General features: G+C 39.8%; 22 protein-coding genes. 14 read left to right on the forward strand and 8 right to left on the reverse strand.

All coding sequences use genetic code 11. The features are described 5' to 3' along the window. Positions 1-57: 57 nt before the first annotated feature. Positions 58-609, reverse strand: coding sequence for a YceI family protein (locus HCN_RS00450; RefSeq protein ID WP_002956161.1), 552 nt, complete (start codon positions 607-609; stop codon positions 58-60). A 186-nt stretch (positions 610-795) separates the two neighbouring features. Here HCN_RS00450 and HCN_RS00455 point away from each other — a divergent pair, with 186 nt between their 5' ends. The 5 genes from HCN_RS00455 (at position 796) to HCN_RS00475 (ending at position 6,515) form a co-directional block, all read left to right on the forward strand. After that, positions 796-1,446, forward strand: a complete 651-nt coding sequence (locus HCN_RS00455) for an ABC transporter ATP-binding protein (protein WP_014666211.1) — start codon at positions 796-798, stop codon at positions 1,444-1,446. A 114-nt stretch (positions 1,447-1,560) separates the two neighbouring features. Beyond that, positions 1,561-2,133, forward strand: coding sequence for a DedA family protein (locus HCN_RS00460; RefSeq protein WP_014666212.1), 573 nt, complete (start codon positions 1,561-1,563; stop codon positions 2,131-2,133). Positions 2,134-2,485: 352 nt separating this feature from the next. Next, the gene (locus HCN_RS00465; RefSeq protein WP_014666213.1) at positions 2,486-3,904 is read left to right on the forward strand and encodes an MBOAT family O-acyltransferase; all 1,419 of its coding nucleotides are present in this window, start codon (positions 2,486-2,488) and stop codon (positions 3,902-3,904) included. Further along, complete coding sequence (locus HCN_RS00470; RefSeq protein WP_014666214.1) at positions 3,904-5,277, forward strand: SGNH/GDSL hydrolase family protein; 1,374 nt, start codon at positions 3,904-3,906, stop codon at positions 5,275-5,277. The genes HCN_RS00465 and HCN_RS00470 overlap by 1 nt, the downstream gene beginning before the upstream one ends. A gap of 14 nt (positions 5,278-5,291) precedes the next feature. Next, complete coding sequence (locus HCN_RS00475) at positions 5,292-6,515, forward strand: GDSL-type esterase/lipase family protein (protein WP_014666215.1); 1,224 nt, start codon at positions 5,292-5,294, stop codon at positions 6,513-6,515. Positions 6,516-6,555: 40 nt separating this feature from the next. Here the strand turns inward: HCN_RS00475 and HCN_RS00480 are convergent, their stop codons facing one another. From HCN_RS00480 to flgG, 3 genes are all read right to left on the reverse strand, one after another. Then, a complete protein-coding gene (locus HCN_RS00480; RefSeq protein WP_230197855.1) occupies positions 6,556-6,735 on the reverse strand; it encodes a methyltransferase in 180 nt (59 codons plus the stop codon). Positions 6,736-6,742: 7 nt separating this feature from the next. Beyond that, positions 6,743-7,123: a methyltransferase domain-containing protein gene (locus HCN_RS11525; RefSeq protein ID WP_162129468.1), complete on the reverse strand. Its 381-nt coding sequence runs from the start codon at positions 7,121-7,123 to the stop codon at positions 6,743-6,745. Positions 7,124-7,375: 252 nt separating this feature from the next. Beyond that, complete coding sequence (flgG, locus tag HCN_RS00490; protein ID WP_002956170.1) at positions 7,376-8,164, reverse strand: flagellar basal-body rod protein FlgG; 789 nt, start codon at positions 8,162-8,164, stop codon at positions 7,376-7,378. A gap of 176 nt (positions 8,165-8,340) precedes the next feature. Here flgG and HCN_RS00495 point away from each other — a divergent pair, with 176 nt between their 5' ends. The 9 genes from HCN_RS00495 (at position 8,341) to tsf (ending at position 16,983) form a co-directional block, all read left to right on the forward strand. Beyond that, a complete protein-coding gene (locus HCN_RS00495; protein ID WP_002956171.1) occupies positions 8,341-8,991 on the forward strand; it encodes a trimeric intracellular cation channel family protein in 651 nt (216 codons plus the stop codon). 65 nt (positions 8,992-9,056) lie between these two features. Continuing rightward, on the forward strand, positions 9,057-10,745 hold the full coding sequence (locus tag HCN_RS00500; RefSeq protein WP_014666217.1) for a DNA polymerase III subunit gamma/tau: 1,689 nt from the start codon (positions 9,057-9,059) through the stop codon (positions 10,743-10,745). After that, positions 10,711-11,172 carry a tRNA (adenosine(37)-N6)-threonylcarbamoyltransferase complex ATPase subunit type 1 TsaE gene (gene tsaE / locus HCN_RS00505; RefSeq protein ID WP_230197859.1) on the forward strand — a complete coding sequence of 154 codons (462 nt, stop codon included), beginning with the start codon at positions 10,711-10,713 and terminating at the stop codon, positions 11,170-11,172. Before HCN_RS00500 ends, tsaE begins: the two co-directional genes overlap by 35 nt. Continuing rightward, on the forward strand, positions 11,169-11,891 hold the full coding sequence (gene lptB, locus HCN_RS00510) for an LPS export ABC transporter ATP-binding protein (RefSeq protein ID WP_014666218.1): 723 nt from the start codon (positions 11,169-11,171) through the stop codon (positions 11,889-11,891). The genes tsaE and lptB overlap by 4 nt, the downstream gene beginning before the upstream one ends. Next, complete coding sequence (locus HCN_RS00515) at positions 11,888-13,195, forward strand: RNA polymerase factor sigma-54 (RefSeq protein WP_014666219.1); 1,308 nt, start codon at positions 11,888-11,890, stop codon at positions 13,193-13,195. The genes lptB and HCN_RS00515 overlap by 4 nt, the downstream gene beginning before the upstream one ends. A gap of 21 nt (positions 13,196-13,216) precedes the next feature. Then, complete coding sequence (locus HCN_RS00520; RefSeq protein WP_014666220.1) at positions 13,217-13,900, forward strand: type II restriction endonuclease NlaIII; 684 nt, start codon at positions 13,217-13,219, stop codon at positions 13,898-13,900. Position 13,901: 1 nt separating this feature from the next. Next, the gene (locus HCN_RS00525) at positions 13,902-14,909 is read left to right on the forward strand and encodes a DNA adenine methylase (protein WP_014667500.1); all 1,008 of its coding nucleotides are present in this window, start codon (positions 13,902-13,904) and stop codon (positions 14,907-14,909) included. Between the two features lie 216 nt (positions 14,910-15,125). Beyond that, positions 15,126-15,914 carry a 30S ribosomal protein S2 gene (rpsB, locus tag HCN_RS00530; RefSeq protein WP_014666221.1) on the forward strand — a complete coding sequence of 263 codons (789 nt, stop codon included), beginning with the start codon at positions 15,126-15,128 and terminating at the stop codon, positions 15,912-15,914. Between the two features lies 1 nt (position 15,915). After that, entirely contained in the window at positions 15,916-16,983 is a 1,068-nt protein-coding gene (tsf, locus tag HCN_RS00535; RefSeq protein WP_014666222.1) for a translation elongation factor Ts, read from the forward strand. A gap of 102 nt (positions 16,984-17,085) precedes the next feature. Here tsf and asnB read toward each other — a convergent pair whose 3' ends face one another. The 4 genes from asnB to glyS are packed head-to-tail and all read right to left on the reverse strand — an operon-like array spanning position 17,086 to position 22,137. Next, the gene (asnB, locus tag HCN_RS00540; protein WP_110506626.1) at positions 17,086-18,696 is read right to left on the reverse strand and encodes an asparagine synthase (glutamine-hydrolyzing); all 1,611 of its coding nucleotides are present in this window, start codon (positions 18,694-18,696) and stop codon (positions 17,086-17,088) included. Further along, a complete protein-coding gene (locus HCN_RS12310; protein ID WP_014666224.1) occupies positions 18,677-18,889 on the reverse strand; it encodes a hypothetical protein in 213 nt (70 codons plus the stop codon). The genes asnB and HCN_RS12310 overlap by 20 nt, the downstream gene beginning before the upstream one ends. Positions 18,890-18,940: 51 nt before the next feature. Further along, on the reverse strand, positions 18,941-20,050 hold the full coding sequence (locus HCN_RS00545; protein WP_014666225.1) for an ABC transporter permease: 1,110 nt from the start codon (positions 20,048-20,050) through the stop codon (positions 18,941-18,943). Continuing rightward, a complete protein-coding gene (glyS, locus tag HCN_RS00550; protein WP_014666226.1) occupies positions 20,047-22,137 on the reverse strand; it encodes a glycine--tRNA ligase subunit beta in 2,091 nt (696 codons plus the stop codon). Before glyS ends, HCN_RS00545 begins: the two co-directional genes overlap by 4 nt. Between the last annotated feature and the right edge of the window lie 83 nt (positions 22,138-22,220).

Raw genomic sequence — 22,220 nt, forward strand, 5'->3', positions numbered from 1 at the left:
CTTATAGAATCTCGTCTCCCTAAGCTGCTTAAAGACTAGGAAGACAAAGTAAGAACACTATTTTTGCATAGCTTCAAGCTCAATATGCACATCAACATTATCGCTTACCATTGCATTGCCTGTGTCTGTGCCTACGCCAAAATCTTTGCGATTAAGTTTGCCCTGCAATGTGATTGCTACCAAGTCTTTTCCTGTTTTTGGGTGCTTTACAGGACCATTAAGCTCTACATCAAACACCACCTTTTTTGTAACACCTCGCATTGTGATATTTGCTTCAAGCTTTTTGCCATTGTGTTTTACAAGCTCTAAAGTCGCCTTGCCAAACTTTTTGGAATCAAAAAAATCTGGGGCATTTAGGTGCTTATCACGCGCACTTGAATTTGTGTTGATTGAAGAGATTTCTACTTCTCCATTTAACGCCTTGATAGTCTTGCCCTCAACATCAAGTGAGCCACTGAATTTATCAAAACTCCCTTTTACATTGCTTACAGACATATGTTTCACGCCAAAGCCCACTGATGAATGGCTTACATCAATCTCATAAGGCACTGCCAACAACGCCGCACTACACGCTACACTTAAAGCAGTAGCAACAATAATCTTTCTCATAAAGACTCCTTATTTATGATTTAAGCAAGAATCTCTTGCCTATTTGATTGTAATCCTAGATTCTAAATTGTGGGTAAATTTTGCCTATATAGCTGGGCTTGGTAGCAAATAGGGTTTGAGAATAAAAGCTTTTTTTTATGCTACAATACACCCTTTTATGCGACACAAAGACATAAAAGGATAATTATGAATCTGCTCAATACCACATCTCTAGCCCATAGCTTTGAAACAACGCTATATGAGAATCTTAGTCTAAGTGCGAATGCGGAGGAAAGCATAGCCATTCTTGGTGTAAGTGGGAGTGGTAAATCTACCATTTTAAATAATCTTTCCACTCTCCTGCCCCCAAAGGCTGGGAAAGTGAGTTTGCTAGGTATTGAAGATATTTATGCTATCCCTGCAAAGAAGCAGCTCCTTTTAAGGCGGCTTGAGCTTGGCATTGTGTTTCAGTCGCATTATTTGTTTCGCGGATTCAGCGGAGTGGAGAATCTCAAAGTCGCCTCCATTTTATCTCAACAAAGCATTGATGAAAATCTTTTAGAGGCATTTGATATTGCTAGTGTCGTGCATCAGCCTATCGGGCAGTTAAGCGGCGGACAGCAGCAAAGGCTATCTATCGCAAGGGTGCTGACAAAAAAACCAAAGATTATTTTTGCTGATGAACCAACGGGGAATCTTGATAAGCAAACGGCTTTGCGTGTGATGGAGATTCTTTTTTCATATATCCGCACAAATGGAGCAGCCCTTATCCTTGCGACACACGATGAGGAAATAGCAAGGCTTTGTAGCAAAACTTATCGCTTGTATGATAAGGTATTGCATAGCGTGAGTGCGTAAAATAGGGGATAAGCCTTAAATTTTAAAGCATAATGCTAATATATATGAGATTTATTATTATAATTATGTTAAAATCCCTACCACATCAATAAAAACAAGCATAAAGGCAAAACAATGCAAGATATGATAGATTCACTTGAGAAATGGGGCTATGTGATTTTGTTTGTATATTCGCTAGGGGGCGGATATGTGGGGCTTATCACCGCTGGGGTGATGAGTGCTTTGGGTAAGATGGATTTATGGCTTGCCGTGCCTATTGCGTGTGTGGGGAACATTATTGGCAGTTCGCTTTTAGCCTATCTTGCAAGGTATCAAAAAAAAGATTTAAACGCCCTGCTTCAAAAGCACAGACGCAAAATCGCTCTCGCACAAATCTGGCTTAAACGCTATGACGCGTGGCTGATTGTGCTAAGTAAATATCTCTATGGGGTGAAAACCATAGTCCCCCTTGCCATTGGCTTTAGTCGCTTTAATCTCTCTAGATTCTATTTCATTAATGCATTCTCTTGCGTGTTGTGGGCGGTTATTGTGGGTGTAGTTGGGTATTATGCAAGCAGTGGGGTGATTGCCCTATTAGAAAAGATTGACACGCACTCTTATGTCTTGCCCTTTGTGCTGCTTGGGCTTTTAGCTCTGCTCTTTCTTATCATTTCGCAAGTGTCTAAAAAAGTCAAAAAGACATTGTAGGTTAGGGGCTTATAATGGATTTGCAAGTGCATATTTGCTCACTTTAAAGAGATTCTACATTTAATTGATAAAGCTAGAGGTTTTGTAATAAAAGCGTGGGCAGATGAGAAGTCAAAGCAGTTTTATATAGAAGTGTTGCAATGCAATGTTGAAGCACAAGGATTTATTCTGCATTTACCGCTTAGAATCTTAACTTTACATTAAAGGCAAAGCAAGGCAAATTAAGCCTTATACAAGTTGTTTGCGTTGTGTAGTCTAAGTTTTGCCATAATGGCTCTGCTTGTAGCACTATTCTTAAAATCACAGATTCACACAAAAAAAGCAAAAAAGGTCAAAAAGGTAAAATAGAGATATGAGTTTTTTTTCCATTGAATTTAGTGTTCTTTTGCTTGTATTTTTCTCGCTCTATTGGGCTGTGAAGTCCTTTAAGATTCAAAATCTTTTGCTTTTAGGCTTTAACTATCTTGTGATTTATTTTTTTAGCCCTTATTTTGCACTTATTGTGGGGATTTATACCTGCCTTGTGTATGTTCTAGCTCTTTTTATTGACACTGCAAGGTTGCGGTTTGTGTTTTTAAGCTGTGTTAGCGTATGTGTGTTATTTTTGTGCTTTTTTAAATATTATGCAAATATCAAAGATGAGTTTGACACCCTGCTTGTGCTTTTGGGGCTTGATTTTTTAGAATCTGTTATTATTTTTCCTTTGGGCTTAAGCTTTTATACTTTTAATTCCATTACCTACCTGCGTCAAGTATATGAAGAGGGCAAGAATCTTATGCGATATGAAGATGATGGGGAGTATTATGAAGAGCAAAACCCTGCCTTGCAAAGTTTTATTGCATTAGCAACTTATCTTTCATTTTTTGCTACCTTTCTTGCTGGTCCTATAATGCGAAGTCATTTTTTCTTTCGTCAATACCACGCAAAGCGGGAGCTTGGCTACATTGATTTGATTATCGCGTTAATACTTTTTGGCGTGGTAAAAAAGGTCTTTATCGCAAATTACGCACAAATCTATGCCGCCCCCATTTTAAACGCCCCTTTTTCCTACCATAGCCTTGAATTGCTTTGTGCGATGTTTGCGTATAGTGTGCAGATTTATTGTGATTTTAGCGGATATGTGAATCTTGTGTGTGCTTTTGGGTTAGCTCTAGGCTTTACCTTACCGCCAAATTTTAATATGCCCTATATGGCAAAAAATCTCAAAGACTTTTGGAATAGGTGGCATATTAGTCTTTCAACCTTTATTCGTGATTATATTTATATTCCGCTTGGGGGCAATAGAAATGGCTTTGTGATGACACAGATTCTAGTGCTTTTTTCCTTTGGGCTTTCAGGCTTGTGGCACGGCGATACTTGGACTTTTCTCATCTGGGGGCTTTTACACGGCTTTGGGCTTGTGGTGTTAAACTGCTATAAGCAGCTAGGACTACCTAAACTGCCTTTTGGAGGGGCTAGTTTGACATTTTTATTTGTGAGTTTGTGCTGGATATTTTTTTATTACCATTCACTTGAAGAGGCGATAAACTTTTTTTTAGCGATGTATCAAAATTTTTCACTCACACCGCCTGTTTATGCGTATAGTGTGCTTATGGGCTTTGTAGCACTCTTTTTAATCTATCCTTTTATAGCTCACACTTTAGAATCTACGCAACGCATTTTTAGCCTTATTCCCCTTGTGCTAAAGCCCATTATCTTAGCGGTGATTTTCACGCTCATTGTGGGCTTTATGCCTAGTGGGATTCCTAATTTTATTTATGCGAGTTTTTAATGCGTGCGTGGCAGTTTGTTTTCATCGCTCTTTTTACATTTTTGCAGCTACTTTTTTATTTGCATAGTTCCATTGTGAGCTATGTGGAGCAGCAGTATCATAACTTTAGTGAGAGTGAAAATATCTTTATGGAGTTTGTGGGGAGTGCGTATAATGCCCTATATTTGCAAGATAACGCCCTTTTTGCTCTAAGTGATAAGCTAATGGACGAGTTAGAATCTCTGCGTTCAAAAGTCTTTGGTTTGCTTGAAGTGGGGCAGATTGAGCAGGATATGGGAGAGCTAGATTTTAAGCAGGATTCTGCTTTGCAGGGGCGAGATTTACAAAAAGATTCTAGTGATACAAATTTAGACAAAAAGGCAGAATCTCAACCCCACGATTTGGATTCTAAAACGCTAGAATCTAGCCCACAAGATTCTAATCCCCAAGATTCTACTTTACAAGAAAATCACTCTCTAGATTCTGATTTCAAAGAATCTAACCCCATAGAAGCGGTGCTAAAAAATATCGCTACCACAGATGATTCTGCTCCAACATTGCCTAAAGATTTACAAGATTTATCTAACTCGCCTACACCAAACCCACAAATAGAATCTACTCTAGATTTTTCAAAGCCTTTCCCACAAGATTTGTCTCATTCCACTCCGCCCACACAGCCCACACCACCGCCATTGCAAGAAAGCTACACGCCCTTAAGAAGTATTAACAATCCTAGAATCCAAGTGAGCGAGGGAGATAGCATCTTACTCATCGGCGATTCTATGATGCAGGGCGTTGCACCCTATTTGCTAAGGACTTTCAAAAAGGTAAAGATTCAAGGGATAAATCTTAGCAAACACAGCACAGGGCTGACTTATAAGCATTATTTTAATTGGGAGTTAGCCACAAGAGATGCTTTAGAAAAGAATCCGCACATTTCGCTTGTAGTCGTGCTTTTGGGGGCAAATGACCCGTGGAGTATGAAAAAAGGTATAGCGTTTAAAAGCCCTTTGTGGGAGGAGATTTACACGCAACGCATTGATGAGATTTTACAAGTGGCTAAAGCATATAATGTGCGTGTGGCTTGGTATGAAGTGCCAAGTGTGCGTGAAAAATCGCTCAATGATAAGATAATGTATCTTAATAGTTTGTATGAATCTGCGGTAAAACAAAGTGAAGAGTATTTCTTACAGAGCAATGGCATTGTTACGCAAGGTGGGAAATATTCTGCGTTTATCAAAAATGCTAAGGGTAAGAGTGTGCAGGTGCGTGCTGATGATGGGGTGCATTTCACCACAAGGGGCTATCAAATAATGGCAAATATTTTGCTAAATAGCCTTGAAGTGTTGCCGCTTGAGAATGCCCCGCAAGAGAGTGAGCCTACACAGGAGTAAATGGGGGTAATGGAATGAAAAAGCTCATCACTGCCCTTATACTTTGCGTGAGTGCGTGTGTGAATGTGTGTATGGGTGAAGAATATCCGCTCAAACTCATTGCAAAGGCTATAAGTGAGCAGAGTGAGCCTAAGATTGCCAATGTGAGCAAAAAGCTTTTAGAATCCACACAAGGCATTGTGAATTATCAAGCCGATATTCCAAAAGCTTTACAGCAAAAGCTTGAAAGTAGGCAGAATCTTAGCATTCGTGTTTTGGGGGATTCTCACATTGCGGGGGATTTTTTCTCTCATCGGTTGCGTGGGCTACTCTTTAAGGACTACACGCTAGGCTTTGTGTATCCGCTCTATCCAAACTATCATCAAAATATCGCCCTAAAATATGAGAGTGAGAATTTTGAGATTCTAAACTCCCGCTTACACGAGCTTGATGAATATCCGCTAGGTGGCGTGGTAGCTAAGCCCCTTGAGCTTCCTGCCTCCATCACACTTAGTCCGCAAAAATCCACAAACCCCATAGAGACAAAAATCATTTTTAAATCTCCCAACAAAGAATCTGCTTTAATCGTGGAAGATTCTCATAATCAACGCTTTATTATCAATGCTAAACGCCCTTTTGTGTGGCAGTTTTTGAGCCTTAGCCTACACTATCCCGCCACAATCCGTGCGTTAAATGAAAAGGTGTTGCTTGGCGGATTTTTCCTTACAGATGAAAATAATAATCTTGTTGAGAATCTTGGCATAAATGGGGCGCGTTCAAATTTATGGCTGAAATGGGATAAGGCACTTTTTATGCAGCAAATGCGTTTTCTTCCTGCGGATTTAGTTATCCTTTGCTATGGTTCAAATGACGCGTTGTATGATACCTTTAACGAATCGCTTTTTGTGAAAAATTACAGCGATTTGATTGACAATATAAGGGAGGCTAATCCAACTGCTAGTATTTTGCTCCTTACCCCGCCCCCTGTGGTGCAAAAGGTAAGCAATGCCTCAAGGCGTAAAAAAGCAGTGTATAAGATGAGTAAAAACGCTAAGGGCGTGAGAGAGGCGGTTATCAAAGTGGCTAAACAAAAGCAAACAATGCTCTTTGATCTGGAGGGCTTTATCAATCAAAGTGGGGGTAAGAAAAAGTGGGAGGAAGCCGCCTTAGCCAAAGCCGATGTGCATTTACTGCCAAATGGCTACAAGCTTGTAGCGGATAAGATTTTTTATGAGCTGCAGAAAATAAAATATTTCTAAAAACAACACACCAATATAAAGCGGGATTCTAAAAATTGAGCTAAGACTTAAGCAGGGCGAGATAATCCTTTACCCTCTGTCTGTTTGGCTTCCTGCAAGAAAGGTGCGTGTAGATTGAAAGCTCATCACACATGCCAAAAAGCGACTTTTTCACAGAATCAAAGAAATAATCGCATATTTCAACAATTTCAGCTTGTGTGTTGATATGCTCATAATTCATAATGACATCATAATCTAGCTTGGCTTGGGATAGCAGCGGAAAACACGCCATCATCTTTCAGCAACAAGCACGGGTGTGCTACTATTTCAGGCAAGTTTGCAATATGTTCTAAAACCGCACAAGAGATGATTCTGTCATAAAATGGGCTTTGGATTTGGGATTTAATGGATTGCGTGGATTCAAGGGAAGCAGGGGATTCTATGTGGGATTTAGCAAATGCACTTATTTTATCGGCATTTGTATTTACCCCCCCCCCGTTAATATCACTGCTTTGTGCTATTTCTGCAATATCTTTATATATGGCATTGATATGTTGGAGTTTTGGGGAATCTTTATAAAGGGCTTTGAATGGCTCTATAATATCATACATGTGTGAAATCGCTTTCATAGGATATTTGATTAAGCGTTCCTGCACCTATTTCTAGGGTTTTATGCCCACTAATGCCTTGTGTGTCATTGGCTACTTTGTAATGTAGCCAACGCTCTAATTTTTGGGCTAAGCCACTTGCCGTTCCTTATCCATCTCTATTGTTCTTATAATGTTGCTCATAGATAGCCTGATAAGTTTGTGGCAATGGACTTCTAGTCTTTGGAAAATTATCAAACATCACTCACTCCTTTTACTTGCTTTTTACTCAACCTATCGTTTTAAGCCATTAACGGTTTGTAGCATAGAATCTGCGGTTTGAATGCTTTTTGAGTTGGCTTCATAGGCTCTCTGCCCCGTGATAAGATCCGTCATCTCTTCTACAAGCTTTACATTACTTAGCTCTAAAAATCCCTGTCGCAACTGCCCAAAGCCATCTAATCCGGGCACTCCCGCTACGGGATCGCCTGAAGCATTGGTGTTGATAAAAAGATTATCGCCTAGAGAGTGAAGCCCAGCAGGATTAATGAAATTCACAATCTCAATCTGCCCTAGCACATTAACTTCTGTTTGATTGCCTTCAATCACGCTTACCGTGCCGTCTGTGCCGATATTAATCTGTGTCGCCCCCTCTGGAATGGTAAGCTCGGGGATAAGCCGATAGCCCTCTGCATTGACGACATTGCCATTATTATCAAGCTTAAAGCTCCCTGCTCTTGTGTAGGCGATATTGCCATCGGGCAACTCAATTTGAAAAAATCCATTGCCGGTGATGGCTACATCAAGGTTGTTTTCCGTCTCTTTGGGGTGTCCTTGTGAAAACATCTTTTGCACTGCTACGGGTCGCACACCGATACCCACTTCAATGCCTGTTGGCGAAATGGTGGTTTCACTCGTGCTTGTCCCAGCGTATTGCAACACTTGGTAGAATAAATCCGCAAACTCCGCCCTTTGCTTTTTATATCCTGTGGTATTGACATTAGCGATATTGTTTGAAGTGTTGTCAATTTGCATTTGCTGTCCTAGCATACCGGTGGTGGCTGTGTAGAGTGATCTCATCATAGGGCTATCCTTTATCTTAATCTCGTGGAATTGTTACTTTTATGAAGCAATTTGTGGGTTTAAAAGCAAAAGTGATTCCACACTAAAGATTTTTATAGCTAGATTTTAATATAGTTTGGCTTCTACTTTGAGAGTGTAGCTCCATAGATTCAAATGAGCTTCAAAAAAGGGAATTTATGCTTTTAACAACGCTTTATATCATCGCCATTACAGCAGAAGGTATGACAGGTGCTCTTGCGGCTGGAAAGCATAGAATGGACTTGTTTGGCGTGATGTTTATCGCACTTGTTACGGCTATTGGCGGTGGGTCAATCCGCGATATTTTACTCAATCACTATCCGCTCACTTGGGTAGCCCACCCTGAATATGTGATTCTTATCTGCGTAGCGGCATTGCTAACTACGCAAGTCCCGCGAGTGGTGAGCAAATCTGAATCTGTATTCCTTACACTTGATGCGGTGGGGCTTGTGGTCTTTAGTATTTTAGGCGCACAAGTAGCCATTGATAAGGAATATGGCTTTATCATAGCAGTAAGTGCAGCGGTGATAACAGGCGTCTTTGGTGGAATCTTGCGTGATATTTTGTGTATGCGGATTCCCCTTGTGTTTCAAAAAGAGATTTATGCAGGCATTGCTATCATTGCTGGGGGAATGTATTACGCTCTGCTTGAATATGCGAAAATAGATATTATGCTGGGGACAATCTTAACGCTTTTTGTGGGCGTATCAGCTAGACTTTTGGCGATTTTTTATAAGCTTTCATTGCCGGTTTTTAACTATCAAGATGAGGGTGAAAAAAAGCAAGATGAGCAGAAAAAACAAGAATAGAGCGGTGTAATGTTAGTTTTTGGATTCTTTTTATACAATACTGACTCTTTCATAAGGAATACACTATGAGTTCAATCGCCCTTGCTTTGAAGTATCGTCCAGCGAGTTTTAGCGACTTGGTTGGGCAAAATGCTATCTCTCAAACGCTCTCCCTTGCCTTAGATTCTAAGCATATTTCTCACGCGTATCTTTTTAGCGGACTGCGTGGGAGTGGGAAAACAAGCTCGGCTAGAATCTTTGCTAGAGCATTAGAATGCGAGAGTGGTCCTATCAGCACACCTTGCGGGAGTTGTGCGAGTTGTGTAGCGGCATTAGAAAATCGGCATATAGATATTATTGAAATGGACGCGGCGAGTTCTAGGGGGATTGATGATATTAAAAAGCTCATTGAGCAGACAAAATACCGCCCTAGCTTTGGACGCTATAAGATTTTTATCATAGATGAGGTGCATATGTTGAGTAAAGAAGCGTTTAATGCCCTATTAAAAACGCTTGAAGAGCCACCGGAATTTGTGAAATTTATCCTTGCGACAACTGATCCGCTTAAGCTCCCTGCGACTATCCTTAGCCGAACTCAGCATTTTAGGTTTAAGCAGATTCCCCATAGGCTTGTTGTTGAGCATATCACAAATATTTTAAATAAAGAGGGTGTGAGCTATGAGCAAGAAGCCCTTGAGATGATCGCACGGAGCGGATCTGGGAGCTTGCGAGATACACTCACCTTACTTGATCAAGCTATTATTTTTTGTAAAAATCATATTGAAGTTGCAAGTGTGAGTGATATGCTAGGCATAGTGGATCCGCAGGTTTTGAAAGAGTATTTTCAAGGCATTTTGCACCATCAGCACGATAAAGTCAGTGGGATTTTACAAGTGCTGTATGAATATGAATGCGAGATGATACTTGATGAAATGATGCTCTTTTTAAAGGAGAAACTTTTGCAAAGGGATAGCGACTTTCCGCCTTTGCTGCTAGATAGGTTTGCTAGGATTCTCACAGAATCTAAAAGTTTGTTAAATCTTAACACCGATGGGGCGTTTGTGCTTTTACTCTGTGCGATGAAAATGCAAGAAGCCATAAAGGTAAAAGATATAGAAACTATGATTGAAGAGCTAGAAAATGAGATTTTTGGAGCAAATCAAAATAAGGTGCTAAATTCTACTTCTGCTTTATCTTCTTTGCCCTCTTCGCCACAGAATCCACAAGCCCCCCAAACTCCAGCAGATTCACAGAATCCCCAAGCTTTTGAATCTCCACAAGCTCCCGCCCAAACACCTTCTTTAGATTCACAAAAAACGCTAGGGGCTTTGCATTTTCAAACCTTGATACAAAAGATTACAGATCGCAATGCCGAGCTAGGCGAGATTTTTGAAAAAAATGTAAAATTTGTGGAATTTAGCAGAGAAAAGTCGCTGTTGCGTTGGCAGAGTGTAGCCCAAGGGGAGCATAAGGAAAAATTGCGTGAGTTTGGTAAGATTATTGTAAGTCTTGTGCGGGAGATTTTTGGTGCAAATACGCATATAGAGCAAGTCCAAGACAATATCCAAGATTCTAACTCACAAGCCACACAAGATTCGCAAAGTCCGCAAAATTTGCAGAATCCACAAGCCCAAAGCCCACAAAATCAACAAGAAGGGCTACAAAAATTTACAAGCCAAAATCGCGATGTGATTGAAGCTATTCGCGATAGTGTGGGGATAAAGGAAGTTCTCGTGCAAAATGACAAACAAGATAAGGGCGATGAGAATGCGTGAGCTACAACTCCAAGAAGATGAGCTTTTTAGCCTATGTGAGATTCTGCAAGAGAATGTAGCTAAATCGCCTATTGTGCTTTTGCGTGGGGAGCTTGGCAGTGGGAAAACAACGCTTGTTCGCTCTTTTGTAGCCTATTGCGGTGGGGATACAAGCGAGGTAAGCTCCCCTACCTTTAGCCTATCACAAGGCTATGAATGTCAAAAATATGGGGTGATTTATCATTATGATATTTATCGCAAGGAGCTAAGTGAAATGCTTGAGCTAGGATTGTTAGAATGCTTAGAGCTTCAAGGTGTGCATTTTGTGGAATGGGGGGGAAATGACTTGCAAACACTGCTTAGACAAAATGGCTTTACGCCCATAAGCATAGACATAGAGCTAGGGCAAAACAATAGAATCTACAGAATCTATAAGGTGGGCGTATGAATAAGCTTACAGCACACAATCTTAGCAAACAGATTAAAAAAACAAAAATCGTCCAAGATGTCTCACTTGAAGTGAGTAGTGGTGAAGTAGTGGGGCTTTTGGGTCCTAATGGTGCGGGGAAAACGACAACTTTTTATATGATTACGGGGCTTTTGCACCCAAGTGAAGGCAAAGTAATGCTTAATCACACAGATATTACAAAGCTTCCCTTACATAAGCGTTCAAATCTAGGCATTGGCTATCTGCCACAAGAATCTAGCATTTTTAAGGATTTAAGCGTTGAAGAAAATTTGATGTTAGCCGCTGAAATTAGCATTAAAAGCCCTAAAGATAAGCAGATGAAAATTGAAAAGATGTTAGAAGAGTTTAATATTGAGCCTATTCGCGCTAGAAAGGGCGTTAGCCTAAGTGGGGGAGAGAGAAGACGCGTAGAGATAGCTAGGGCGTTAGTCAAAGATCCAAAGTTTATTTTGCTTGATGAGCCTTTTGCCGGGGTAGATCCACGCGCGGTAAGTGATATTCAAAATATTATTTTAAAGCTTACACAGCTTGGCATAGGGGTATTAATCACAGATCATAATGTGCGAGAAACGCTTTCAGTTTGCTCCCGCACTTATGTGATTAAAAGCGGGGCGTTACTAGCAAGTGGGAATGCTGAAGAGATTTATGGTAATGAGCTTGTGAGAAAATACTATTTGGGAGAGCATTTTAAGGTATGAGTATAGGCGGGAAATTACGCGGGAATCTGCAGGTTAAAGCTCGGCTTTCTACGACTTTAAAAAGCTGGTTGCCGATTTTGCAAAGTGGTGTTACCGAGCTTGAAGAAACGCTTAATGCCATTGCTGATGAAAATCCTTACGCAAGCGTGCAAAGCCAAATGACACAAAGCCTGAATGCCAAGATACCTAAAAGAAATAAAGCTCAATCTAGCGGTGCGTCTAATGAGCGATTTGAACAAAATTATATCAGTGAGCAAAGCTTATATGAAGTGCTTGAATCTCAAATAGATTCTAAACTTTTTCCTACTAGCATTTCTCAAAGTATTGCTTTTAAGATTCTAGAAAATATCAATGATGAGGGCTATTTAGATGTGGCGGTGGCGGAGCTTGCCTTAGAAATGGGAGTAAGTGAAGGTGAATTTGAAAGGGTAAGACAGCGATTTGCGTATTTAGAGCCTTATGGTGTGGGGGCAAGAGATGTACTAGAATCTTTTCTTTTTCAGCTTAATAATACTGATTTAGAAGGGGAGAGTTATGAACTTGCAACTAAGGTGATTAAGGACTTACACAATCACAGCAAGTATAAAAATCACAAAGATTATAATCTTGTGATGAAAACTATTAAGAGTTTTAAAAATCCCCCTGCCATTGAGTTTAGCCCAAGGGAAGCGGAGATTATCCCTGATATTTTTATTTTTGAACGCTTAAAAAGCGATAGCTTGAAAAATACGACTTATGAGCTTGAAGTGGCGATTAATGATGCGTATTATCCCAAGATTGTGATTGAAGAGAATTTAAAGCTTAAAGACAAGCAGGGGGCGGAATTTTTAAGAACAAAGCTAAAAGAAGCTAAGGATTTGGTAGATGCACTAGATATGCGTAAGGCTACGATTCTAAAAATTGCCATTGCGTTGCGTGAAAATCAGTATGATTTCTTTATGGGTGGGGAGATTCGCCCAATGAAGCTTAAAGATATAGCCCAAGATTTGGGCTATGCCCCAAGCACGATTTCTCGTGCCATAGCGAATAAATATTTGGAATGCGACAGGGGCATTTTCCCTATAAAAAGCTTTTTTACCGCTGCTATTGATGGGGATACTTCAAATGCGTCAATTAAGGATTTTATATTGAATCTTGTGAAAAACGAGGATAGAAAAAAGCCTTTGAGTGATTTGAAGATTCTAAAAATTGTAGAAGAGAAATTTGAGCTTAAAATGGTAAGACGCACCATTACTAAATACCGCCAACAGCTTAATATCGCAAGCTCTAGTGAGCGTAAAAGATTGTATGAAATGAGCGTGTGAGAGTAAGTTAGGATAAAAAGAATGAAACAGAGCAAGATAGATTTATTTTTAGAACTTGCTAAGCCTGATGAAAAAGGCTTTTCAAGGTGGGTTAGAGTAAGTGAGTTTGTGGGAGCATACAAGACTTTGCGGCTTGGCAATGGCGGAAGCTGGTGTCGGGCGAGTAGTAGTTTAGCTAAAACATATATTGTAGAGCTTGATAAATCGCTCACAAGCAGCAGTGCCATTGATGCTATAAGGTTGCAAGGATTTAATCCGCAAAAAGCCTTTAATCAAGCTATACGAAAAGATATTAAAGATTTTTACAAATCACAAAAATGTGTAATGCTAGGCGTTTGCGGTAAGAGTGAAAACACGACAATTGAGATTGATCACAAAGATGGGCGGAAAGATTCTGCTAGAGTGAGTGATTTGCAAAGCCAAAGCCTACAAGATTTTCAGCCTTTATGCAAAGCGGCAAATGATATAAAACGCCAAATTTGCAAAACCTGCAAGGAGACAAATACCCGCTGGAGTGCGAAAAATATCAAAGGTAATCCTTATGACTTTTATGCTGGTGATGAGCGATATATTGCCCAAAGTGAAGGTGGGCTAGGCTGTGTGGGTTGCTATCAATACGATCCTGTGGCATATCGTAAGGAAAGTGTGAAAAAAATCGCGAAAGAAGCGGCAGACTTTATCTCAAAGAAACTTTATAAAGATTAGAATGAACTACATCGGCTCAAAGTTTAAGCTACTGCCATTTTTGCAACAAAATATAGAATCTACGCTCAAAAAGCATAATGCTAAATCTTTGCAGGATTCTATTTTTTGCGATTTATTTGCAGGCACAGGGGCTGTGAGCAAGGCTTTTAAACTTAAAGTCAAGCAAGTGATAAGCAATGATAAAGAGTATTATAGCTTTGTGCTAAATCAAAATTATATTACCAATTACACTCCCATTATCCGTGCAGATGAGCTATTAAAAACACTCAATAACACGCCCTTAAAAAAGGGAAAGATTTTCACACATTATGCCCTTGGTAGCGGGAGTGGGAGGCAGTATTTTAGCGATGAAAATGCGATGAAAATTGATGGGATAAGGGAGAGAATTGCTGCGTGGCGACAAAGTGGGTTTATCAATGAGGCGGAGTTTTATTTTCTCCTTGCTTCACTGCTAGAATCTGCCGATAGCGTGGCAAACACAGCTTGTGTGTATGGGGCGTTTTTAAAATGCCTTAAAAAAAGTGCGACAAAAGAGCTTGTGCTAAGCCCTGCAGTGTTTGAATCTGGCCACAATAGCCATAAGGTTTTTAATGAAGATTCTCAAAATCTTATCACGCAAATTAGTGGCGATATACTCTATCTTGATCCGCCTTATAACGCTAGGGAATATGGAGCGAACTATCATTTGCTTAATACCATTGCGTTGTATGATGACTTTATACCAAAGGGCAAAACAGGACTTAGGGAATACAAAAAATCAGCGTGGTGCAAAAAGAGTTGTGTGGAGAATGCACTTGATTTTTTGCTTCAAAATGCACAATTTGAATGGATATTTGTAAGCTACAACGATGAGGGACTTTTGAGTTTAGAAAAAATAGAAAAGCTTATGAAAAAATATGGGCGGTATGCTTGTGTCAAGCAGGATTACCAACGCTTTAAAGCAGATTCTATGCGTCAGCAAAAGCAGAGTAAAACTACTGAGTATTTACATATTTTGCATAAAGCTTAAATTGTGGTGTCGCGGATTTAAGCTACAAAATAAGCCAACTTTTAGCCAAAAAGAGTTACAATCTCGCCCTTTTGTGTGCTTTTACTTTTAAAATTGTTTTAAAATAAGGCGACAAAATTCACACATACCAATCCTTGTTAGGGTTGCTGGATTCTGCAGATTGTGAGAATCTTGCTAAGGGGTATGGAGGACAAACCAAAACTTTAAGGAGAACCTATGGTAACAATGAAAGATTTGCTTGAGTGCGGTGTGCATTTTGGACATCAAACACGCCGCTGGAATCCAAAGATGAAACGCTTTATCTTTGGCGTGAGAAAAAATATCCACATTATTGACTTGCAAAAGACTTTGCGTTATTTCCGCTACACTTACAACATTGTCAAAGAAGTCGCGAGTGAAGGCAAGGTGATTATGTTTGTAGGCACAAAAAAGCAGGCAAGTGAAACGCTAAAAGCTTATGCTGAATCTGTGAATGCACCCTATGTGAATTATCGTTGGCTTGGCGGTATGCTTACAAACTTTAGCACGATTAAAAAATCAGTCCGCAAGCTAGAGATTATTGAAGAGATGGAATCTAGTGGGCAGATTGATTTGCTGACTAAGAAAGAAAAGCTAATGCTCCAACGCAAGAAAGAAAAGCTTGATAAATATCTAGGCGGTGTGCGTCATATGAAAAAAGCTCCGGATATGATTTTTGTCATTGATGCGGCGAAGGAAAAAATCGCTGTGGCAGAAGCTAGAAGGCTTGGGATTCCCGTTGTTGCACCGCTTGACACAAACTGCGACCCTGATATGGTGGATTATCCAATCCCGGGCAATGATGATGCAATTCGCTCAATCCAGCTTTTCTGCAAAGAGATAAGCGAGGCGATTTTAGAGGGCAGGGCTGAAAACAAAGACTTGCAAGATGAGCAAGGCGAGGTGATTTCAGCAACTGAATCTGAAAAGCAAGAACTGCTTGATGAAGTGAAAGCTGAAGAAAATAGCACACAAGAGGAGGCGTAAAATGGCAGATATTCCAGCACAGCTTGTAAAGCAACTCCGCGAGATGACTGACGCGGGAATGATGGATTGCAAAAAGGCACTTGTGGAGACCAATGGCGATTTACAAAAAGCCGTAGAATATCTGCGTGAAAAAGGCTTGTCAAAAGCGGCTAAAAAAGCAGATAGAGTGGCTAGTGAAGGCGTTGTGAATGTGGAAGTAGCAAGTGATTTTAGCAAAGCAAGTATGATTGAGATAAATTCTGAAACTGACTTTGTGGCTAAAAACGATACATTTAAAGAGCTTGTGGATAGGACGGCAAAGGTGGTGTATGAGAACACACTTTCTTGTACACAGAGTTTGCAAAGTATGAGCGTTGAGGGCGTGAAGTTTGAAGAGTATCTCCAGCAAAATATCGCTAAGATTGGCGAAAATATCGTTGTTAGGCGTGTTACCACGCTAGAAGCAAAGGGCAGTGGCATTGTGAATGGCTATGTGCATTCTAATGGGCGTGTGGGTGTGCTGATTGCTATGAAATATGGCAAAGATTCTTCAAAAAATGCCTGTGTGGAACTCGCTAAAAGTATTTGTATGCACGCAGCAGCGATGAAGCCTCAAGTGCTAAGCTATACAGAGCTTGATAGTGAATTTATCCAAAAAGAAAAGGTTGCCATTATCGCTGAATTGAAAAAAGAGAATGAAGAGCTACAACGGCTTGGCAAACCACTGCATAAGATTCCAGAATACATTAGTCGCAGTGAATTAAATGAATCTGTGCTGAAGGCTAAAGAAGCGCAATTGCGTGAAGATTTAAAAGCTCAAGGTAAGCCAGAGCAGATTTGGGATAAGATTTTACCCGGGCAAATGGAGCGATTTATCGCTGATAGCACCTTGCTTGATCAAAGAATAACGCTTTTGGGGCAGTTTTATGTAATGGACGATAAAAAGACCATTGCTCAAGTGCTAGATTCTAAATCTCAAGAGCTAAATGACAGCATAGAGATTGTGGAATATGTCCGCTTTGAGTTGGGTGAAGGCATTGAGAAAAAAGTAGAGGATTTTGCCGCTGAAGTCGCCGCCCAAATGCAGTAGGTTTAAATTTGCTGGACACAAACCTAAAAAGGTTGTGTCAGCTCTTTGTTCTAGAAGCTTACTGCGTGATTTAGGCTCTTATGCCATAAATATGGGTTAATTTTACACCATAGTTGCTCCCCAAGATTGAGAGTATCTTTTTGTGATTGAATGATATATTTCAGTGTATTTTGAATTTCTACTGCATCTTCTATCAGTTGTGTCTAAAAACCACTCCTTAAGCCCACCTTGAGCCATATCTCTTTGAATCCATTGAATAATAGGTGAGTTAAATCCAATTTTGCTTTTTCTCCATACGACTTCAGGAGGCATAAAAGGACAAAGTGCATCTCGTATGAGTTTTTTTGTATAGCCTTTGCCAAGTTTATAAGAGAATGGCAGACTAAATATAAACTCAACAAGCCTATGATCCATAAAAGGCATACGAATTTCAACGCTATTAATCATAGAATATCTATCATAATTTCGTAAGAGCGTTGGCAGAATGGTTTCACTAAAGATAAGATAAAGCTGTTGGCTAAAGTAATCCAGCTTTTTGAAGTTTTGATGATTTGAATCTTGTGAAGTTGGCATTTTGTATTTGATAAGGTGCTTAATTGTCTTTTTGACATAATATATAAAGGCTTCTTTTCCAAGTGCAAATGCCGAGCTTGCAGGCATTCTTGTTTGATTGAGTGTTGTTAAAACATCAAAAGCGATTGCTGGATTAAATTTGCTATCCCAAAGTGCTTCAATCAAATGTCCATACCCGCTAAAAAGCTCATCTGCTCCGTGACCATCAAGTGTAACGCTCACTCCCTTTTGTTTAATTACCCCATAGGCTGCAATCATAGGCACAGGGCTTGTGATATAAAGATATTCAAACAAATAAAAATATTCATAGATTTTATCCCAATGCTTGAGTGGCTCAATTTCCACAAAATCGCCCTTGATACCAATATGATCTACGACCATTTTTGCATACCCACTTTCATCAAGGGGTGTATCTTTAAAACAAGCTACAACTGCGTGTTGCCAATCTTTTCTTACATCATTTTTCCCCAAATATGCCATAGCACAAATTGTTGCACTAGAATCTAGCCCACCGCTTAAAGCTGTGCCTATACTCACATCTGAACGCATTCGCAGTTTAACAGAATCTAAAAACAATGCCCTAAATTTTTCCACACTCTCTTCATAGCTAGACAAAGGCGTTGTGAGATAATCAAGGATTGTGTAGTAGCGGATAGGCTTAATCTGTTTATCCCCGCGTGAGTAAAAGGCATAATGTGCATAAGGGAAGCGATAGATTCCATCAATTAGCGTATCGCTTGTATGCTCGTAGTCAAAGATATGTGTGATATTGCTAAGGGTGTGAAACTTCTTTGATGGTTTGACTTCTTGTAAAAAAGGATAGATTGCCTTCATCTCAGAAGCAAAAACGAGTTTTTCTCCGCCATTATCATCTTTAATAAAACTATAAAAGAGTGGCTTTTTTCCAAAACGATCACGGGCAAGAAAAAGCTGTTGTTTTGTATGATTCCAAATAGCAAATGCCCACATACCATTGAATTTGTGGAGACATTTTTCACCCCATTCTGCGAAACTTGCCAAAACAACTTCTGTATCAGAATCTGTGTGAAACACATAGCCTTTAGCCTTTAATTCCTGTCGTATTTCAATATAGTTATAAATCTCGCCATTAAAGACAATACTATATTGCCCCCCCCCCAGTAGAGTTTTTAAAGCTCATTGGCTGATGTGCGTTTGAGCTTAGATCAATGATAGAAAGTCGCCTATGCCCAAGTGTTATATTTGTATCGCTTAGGATACCAAAATCATCAGGTCCTCTATGTTCAAGGGTATGTAAAGCCTTTAAAAAATCAGTTTCATTCGTGCAGGGAATGCTGCCAAGTATGCCACACATTTGTGCCTCCTAATATTAAAAAACAAGATTCTACATTAAATAGATTAAGATTCATCTGTGTTTATTCCAAATCACCCATACGCTCGCACTAATATACAATAAACACAAAAAGAGCAGATTTAAAAAATATCCCCAAATACTACTAAAACTCGCACCCATTTGATTGAGTTCTAAAAGTCCATTAATGCCGTGATAGGCTGGGAGAAAAGCGATAATATCACTCGCCCAAGGGGCAATCTGGGCTTTGGGCCATATAAATCCTAGCAAAAAGACAATCGGCATTGAGGCTAACATAATGATTTGCGTTGAGTAGGCGCGTTTAGGTAAAAGTGTGCCAAAAAACACACCAAATGCGGCAGTGGATAAAATAAAACCTATGCTAAAAAGCCAAAAATCAAGAATGTGTGCATTGATATGCACGCCATAAAATTCATACGCAAAGCCAAAATAAAACGCAAAAAGCACAACATAAATACAGAAAAATACAAAAATCTTTGATAGCACGATGAGAAGCGGATTGGCACTTGCGTAGTAGTTTCTCACCCCTTGATTATACTGCTGATTTTGCGTTCCACCGATGATTCCAGCTCCTGCTATAAGCGTTTGGTGTAGGATAAAAATAAGCACGGGAGCTAGAGTGTAGTTAATATAGCCCATTGATGTGTTAAAAAGTGGAATAAGGCGTGGGGATAGAATCTCGTGTTCTTCTATTTTGATTGTAAGACTAGCATTAAACGCACTTATCACATCAGCAGCCGCATTAGCAATAGAGCCATAAATCAGTAAATATGACGCATTTGCCATAATAGACAAAGTGGGTGGAATCTGCTGATAGAGGTGCTTTTCAAAATTATGCGGTATGGTGATAAGTCCATAGATTTGATTAGATTCTATCATCTCTTGAGCAAGGCTGGGATTATCTAAAATCTCCACCACCTCCAAATGCGGTGAGGCTCTAAAAAAAGTGATAAGCTCTCGCGATGAAGTGGAGCTATCATAATCAATAATGGCGATTTTCTGCTTTGCCACGACATCATTATAATAAGGCGTAGGGTAGAGAAAAAGATAAAAGAGTGATCCACCAAAAATAATCAGCATTGCCGATACTGAAGTAAAAATACTCTTTGCTTCAAGTAAAAAAATGGAATAAAAATGTTTCACAATGTAATTTCTCTCATATCACCTATGCGGAGAAACTCGCTATGCACACTAAAGACAAGCATTTGCCGATTGGTTTTAATGGCGTTGTTTTCATCATTGACAAGCACGGAGTTAAAAAACGCCTCTAAGGGTTCTTTTAAACTAAAAAGTGCGGTAATTTGAGAATCTACATCTGCAGTAAGTGCTTGGGATTTAAGCGATTTTAGGGCTTGGAAAAGAGCGATTTCTTGCGGCAGCTTAAGCAGCGATTCATCAATATGTGTGGGCTTAATCTCATCGCTTAAAATATTTGCCACACGCCTAAATAGGCTGACTAAGGCTTGTTTATCGCTTTTTTCAAAAAACGCATTTAACGCCTTGGCATTGCGGATAATGTTTTTAAGGTTTAGCACCCTTTTGTTATTCACACGCGCCTTTAGCACACTGCGGATAATTGAAAGATTGATTTTCAAAGCCCCCTCTAAGCGTTCAATGAAAAACTGCTCTATGCGTTTCATATCACTTATCTTATAGCCACCTGCTTGATAAAGCCTTGGCATATCGCTAAGTAAGTCAAAGTCTAAGTCATAATGGTTAATGATTTTTATCACACCATTTGCCGCGCGTCTTAGGGCAAAGGGGTCTTTTGAGCCACTTGGAATCTTGTCAATACTAAAAAGGGCAAAAATATTATCAAGCTTAATGCTTAGGGCTAAAATCGCACTTAGAATATGGCTAGGCAGGGCAGAATCTTCACCTGTGGGCAGGTATTGCTCCTTAATAGCAAGGGCAACAAGCGGGTGAAAGCAAAAATTTTTTGCATAGTAATAGCCCATAACACCCTGCAACTCGGTAAATTCATACACCATTTCGGTAAGCAAATCCGCCTTAGCATATTTCGTGGCTTGGGTGAGAATCTGCCTTGCTTCATCTTTAGGCATATCTATTGAATCTAAAGCAGGGGCAAAAGATTCTAAAAGGGCGTTAGCTAGGGCAGATTCTCGCTTAGATTTATCAAGCAAAGAGCCTAGATTTTCTACAAAAACAATCTGCTCTAAAAGCTCGGGTGTAAAGCCCTTTTTCAAGTCATTTTCATAGAAAAACATCGCATCAGCAAGTCGTGCTTTGAGTACCTTTTGATTACCCTGCACGATGGGGCTTAAATCTTTAGCCGTGGAGTTAGACACAAGCACAAAGCCATTATGAAGCACAGAATCTTTATAAGTCGCAAAGTAGCGTTGATTTTCTTTCATAGAAGTAATGATAACTTCACTAGGCAAGGCAAGGAAGCTAGAATCAAAGCTCCCATACGCCGCTTGCGGATATTCTGTAATAGCTACAATCTCATTTAGCAAATCTGTGTCAATTTCAACCTGAATCTTGTGAGCTGATTCAAGCTCGGCGATTTGGCTAAGGATTAGCTCTTTGCGTTTATCTTGGCTAAGAATGACAAAATTTTTCTGTAATGTATCAAAATACTGCTCTATGGAAGTGATTTTAAAAGGCTCAAAGCTCACATCTCTATGCACAAAAGTCTGTGCTTGTTTGCCAAAGTGGCGATTAAAGGCATTCACGCAAATGCTTTGCTCCCCTAGTAAAATAAGGATATTTCTCACAGGGCGGATAAAGCCTTGCTCCACATCGCCCCAAAACATACTTTTGCCAAATTGCAATGAATGAAGCCACTCTACCACCATAGATTCTAAAAGGCTAGAAGTTTCCACACCCTTTTGCGTAATAGCATAATACAGCACTTCTTTATTATCTTTTATTCTTGTTTCAAGCTCTTGCTCTAAAGGGAGATTATTTTTTTTATAAAAGCTCTCTCCGGCTTTGCTTAAGCCCTTCGTTTTATCCCCATCAATGTAGGCAATGCTTAAAGGGGGACCATAAGATTCTATAAGAGAATCTGGCGTGTGAGCTAAAAAGCCCTCTTCATACAGCACAAGGCGTCTAGGCGTATAATACAATGTAGGAGTAGAGCTGACATTGTGCTTTTTGGCGATACTCTGCCATTTTTGAATAATATGTGGTAGCTCTTTTAGCAAAGGCAGTGCGGGAAGCTCTTCGGTAAGAATCTCAATAAGCAAGGGCAAATGTGATTTCAAGGATATTCCTTTTTTAGATATGATTGCGTGATTGTAACGGCATTGTTATTAAAAAGTGATTTAAAAGTGGCAAATTTTGTGAA

This window comes from Helicobacter cinaedi PAGU611 (genome assembly GCF_000284635.1).
Taxonomy (GTDB): domain Bacteria; phylum Campylobacterota; class Campylobacteria; order Campylobacterales; family Helicobacteraceae; genus Helicobacter_C; species Helicobacter_C cinaedi.

What these genes read in the sequence shown, in the direction of transcription:
- HCN_RS00450 (WP_002956161.1), bottom strand. Translation starts at nt 609, where the DNA reads ATGAGAAAGATTATTGTTGCTACTGCTTTAAGTGTAGCGTGTAGTGCG.
- HCN_RS00455 (WP_014666211.1), top strand. Translation starts at nt 796, where the DNA reads ATGAATCTGCTCAATACCACATCTCTAGCCCATAGCTTTGAAACAACG.
- HCN_RS00460 (WP_014666212.1), top strand. Translation starts at nt 1,561, where the DNA reads ATGCAAGATATGATAGATTCACTTGAGAAATGGGGCTATGTGATTTTG.
- HCN_RS00465 (WP_014666213.1), top strand. Translation starts at nt 2,486, where the DNA reads ATGAGTTTTTTTTCCATTGAATTTAGTGTTCTTTTGCTTGTATTTTTC.
- HCN_RS00470 (WP_014666214.1), top strand. Translation starts at nt 3,904, where the DNA reads ATGCGTGCGTGGCAGTTTGTTTTCATCGCTCTTTTTACATTTTTGCAG.
- HCN_RS00475 (WP_014666215.1), top strand. Translation starts at nt 5,292, where the DNA reads ATGAAAAAGCTCATCACTGCCCTTATACTTTGCGTGAGTGCGTGTGTG.
- HCN_RS00480 (WP_230197855.1), bottom strand. Translation starts at nt 6,735, where the DNA reads ATGAATTATGAGCATATCAACACACAAGCTGAAATTGTTGAAATATGC.
- HCN_RS11525 (WP_162129468.1), bottom strand. Translation starts at nt 7,123, where the DNA reads ATGAAAGCGATTTCACACATGTATGATATTATAGAGCCATTCAAAGCC.
- flgG (WP_002956170.1), bottom strand. Translation starts at nt 8,164, where the DNA reads ATGATGAGATCACTCTACACAGCCACCACCGGTATGCTAGGACAGCAA.
- HCN_RS00495 (WP_002956171.1), top strand. Translation starts at nt 8,341, where the DNA reads ATGCTTTTAACAACGCTTTATATCATCGCCATTACAGCAGAAGGTATG.
- HCN_RS00500 (WP_014666217.1), top strand. Translation starts at nt 9,057, where the DNA reads ATGAGTTCAATCGCCCTTGCTTTGAAGTATCGTCCAGCGAGTTTTAGC.
- tsaE (WP_230197859.1), top strand. Translation starts at nt 10,711, where the DNA reads ATGACAAACAAGATAAGGGCGATGAGAATGCGTGAGCTACAACTCCAA.
- lptB (WP_014666218.1), top strand. Translation starts at nt 11,169, where the DNA reads ATGAATAAGCTTACAGCACACAATCTTAGCAAACAGATTAAAAAAACA.
- HCN_RS00515 (WP_014666219.1), top strand. Translation starts at nt 11,888, where the DNA reads ATGAGTATAGGCGGGAAATTACGCGGGAATCTGCAGGTTAAAGCTCGG.
- HCN_RS00520 (WP_014666220.1), top strand. Translation starts at nt 13,217, where the DNA reads ATGAAACAGAGCAAGATAGATTTATTTTTAGAACTTGCTAAGCCTGAT.
- HCN_RS00525 (WP_014667500.1), top strand. Translation starts at nt 13,902, where the DNA reads ATGAACTACATCGGCTCAAAGTTTAAGCTACTGCCATTTTTGCAACAA.
- rpsB (WP_014666221.1), top strand. Translation starts at nt 15,126, where the DNA reads ATGGTAACAATGAAAGATTTGCTTGAGTGCGGTGTGCATTTTGGACAT.
- tsf (WP_014666222.1), top strand. Translation starts at nt 15,916, where the DNA reads ATGGCAGATATTCCAGCACAGCTTGTAAAGCAACTCCGCGAGATGACT.
- HCN_RS12310 (WP_014666224.1), bottom strand. Translation starts at nt 18,889, where the DNA reads ATGTGTGGCATACTTGGCAGCATTCCCTGCACGAATGAAACTGATTTT.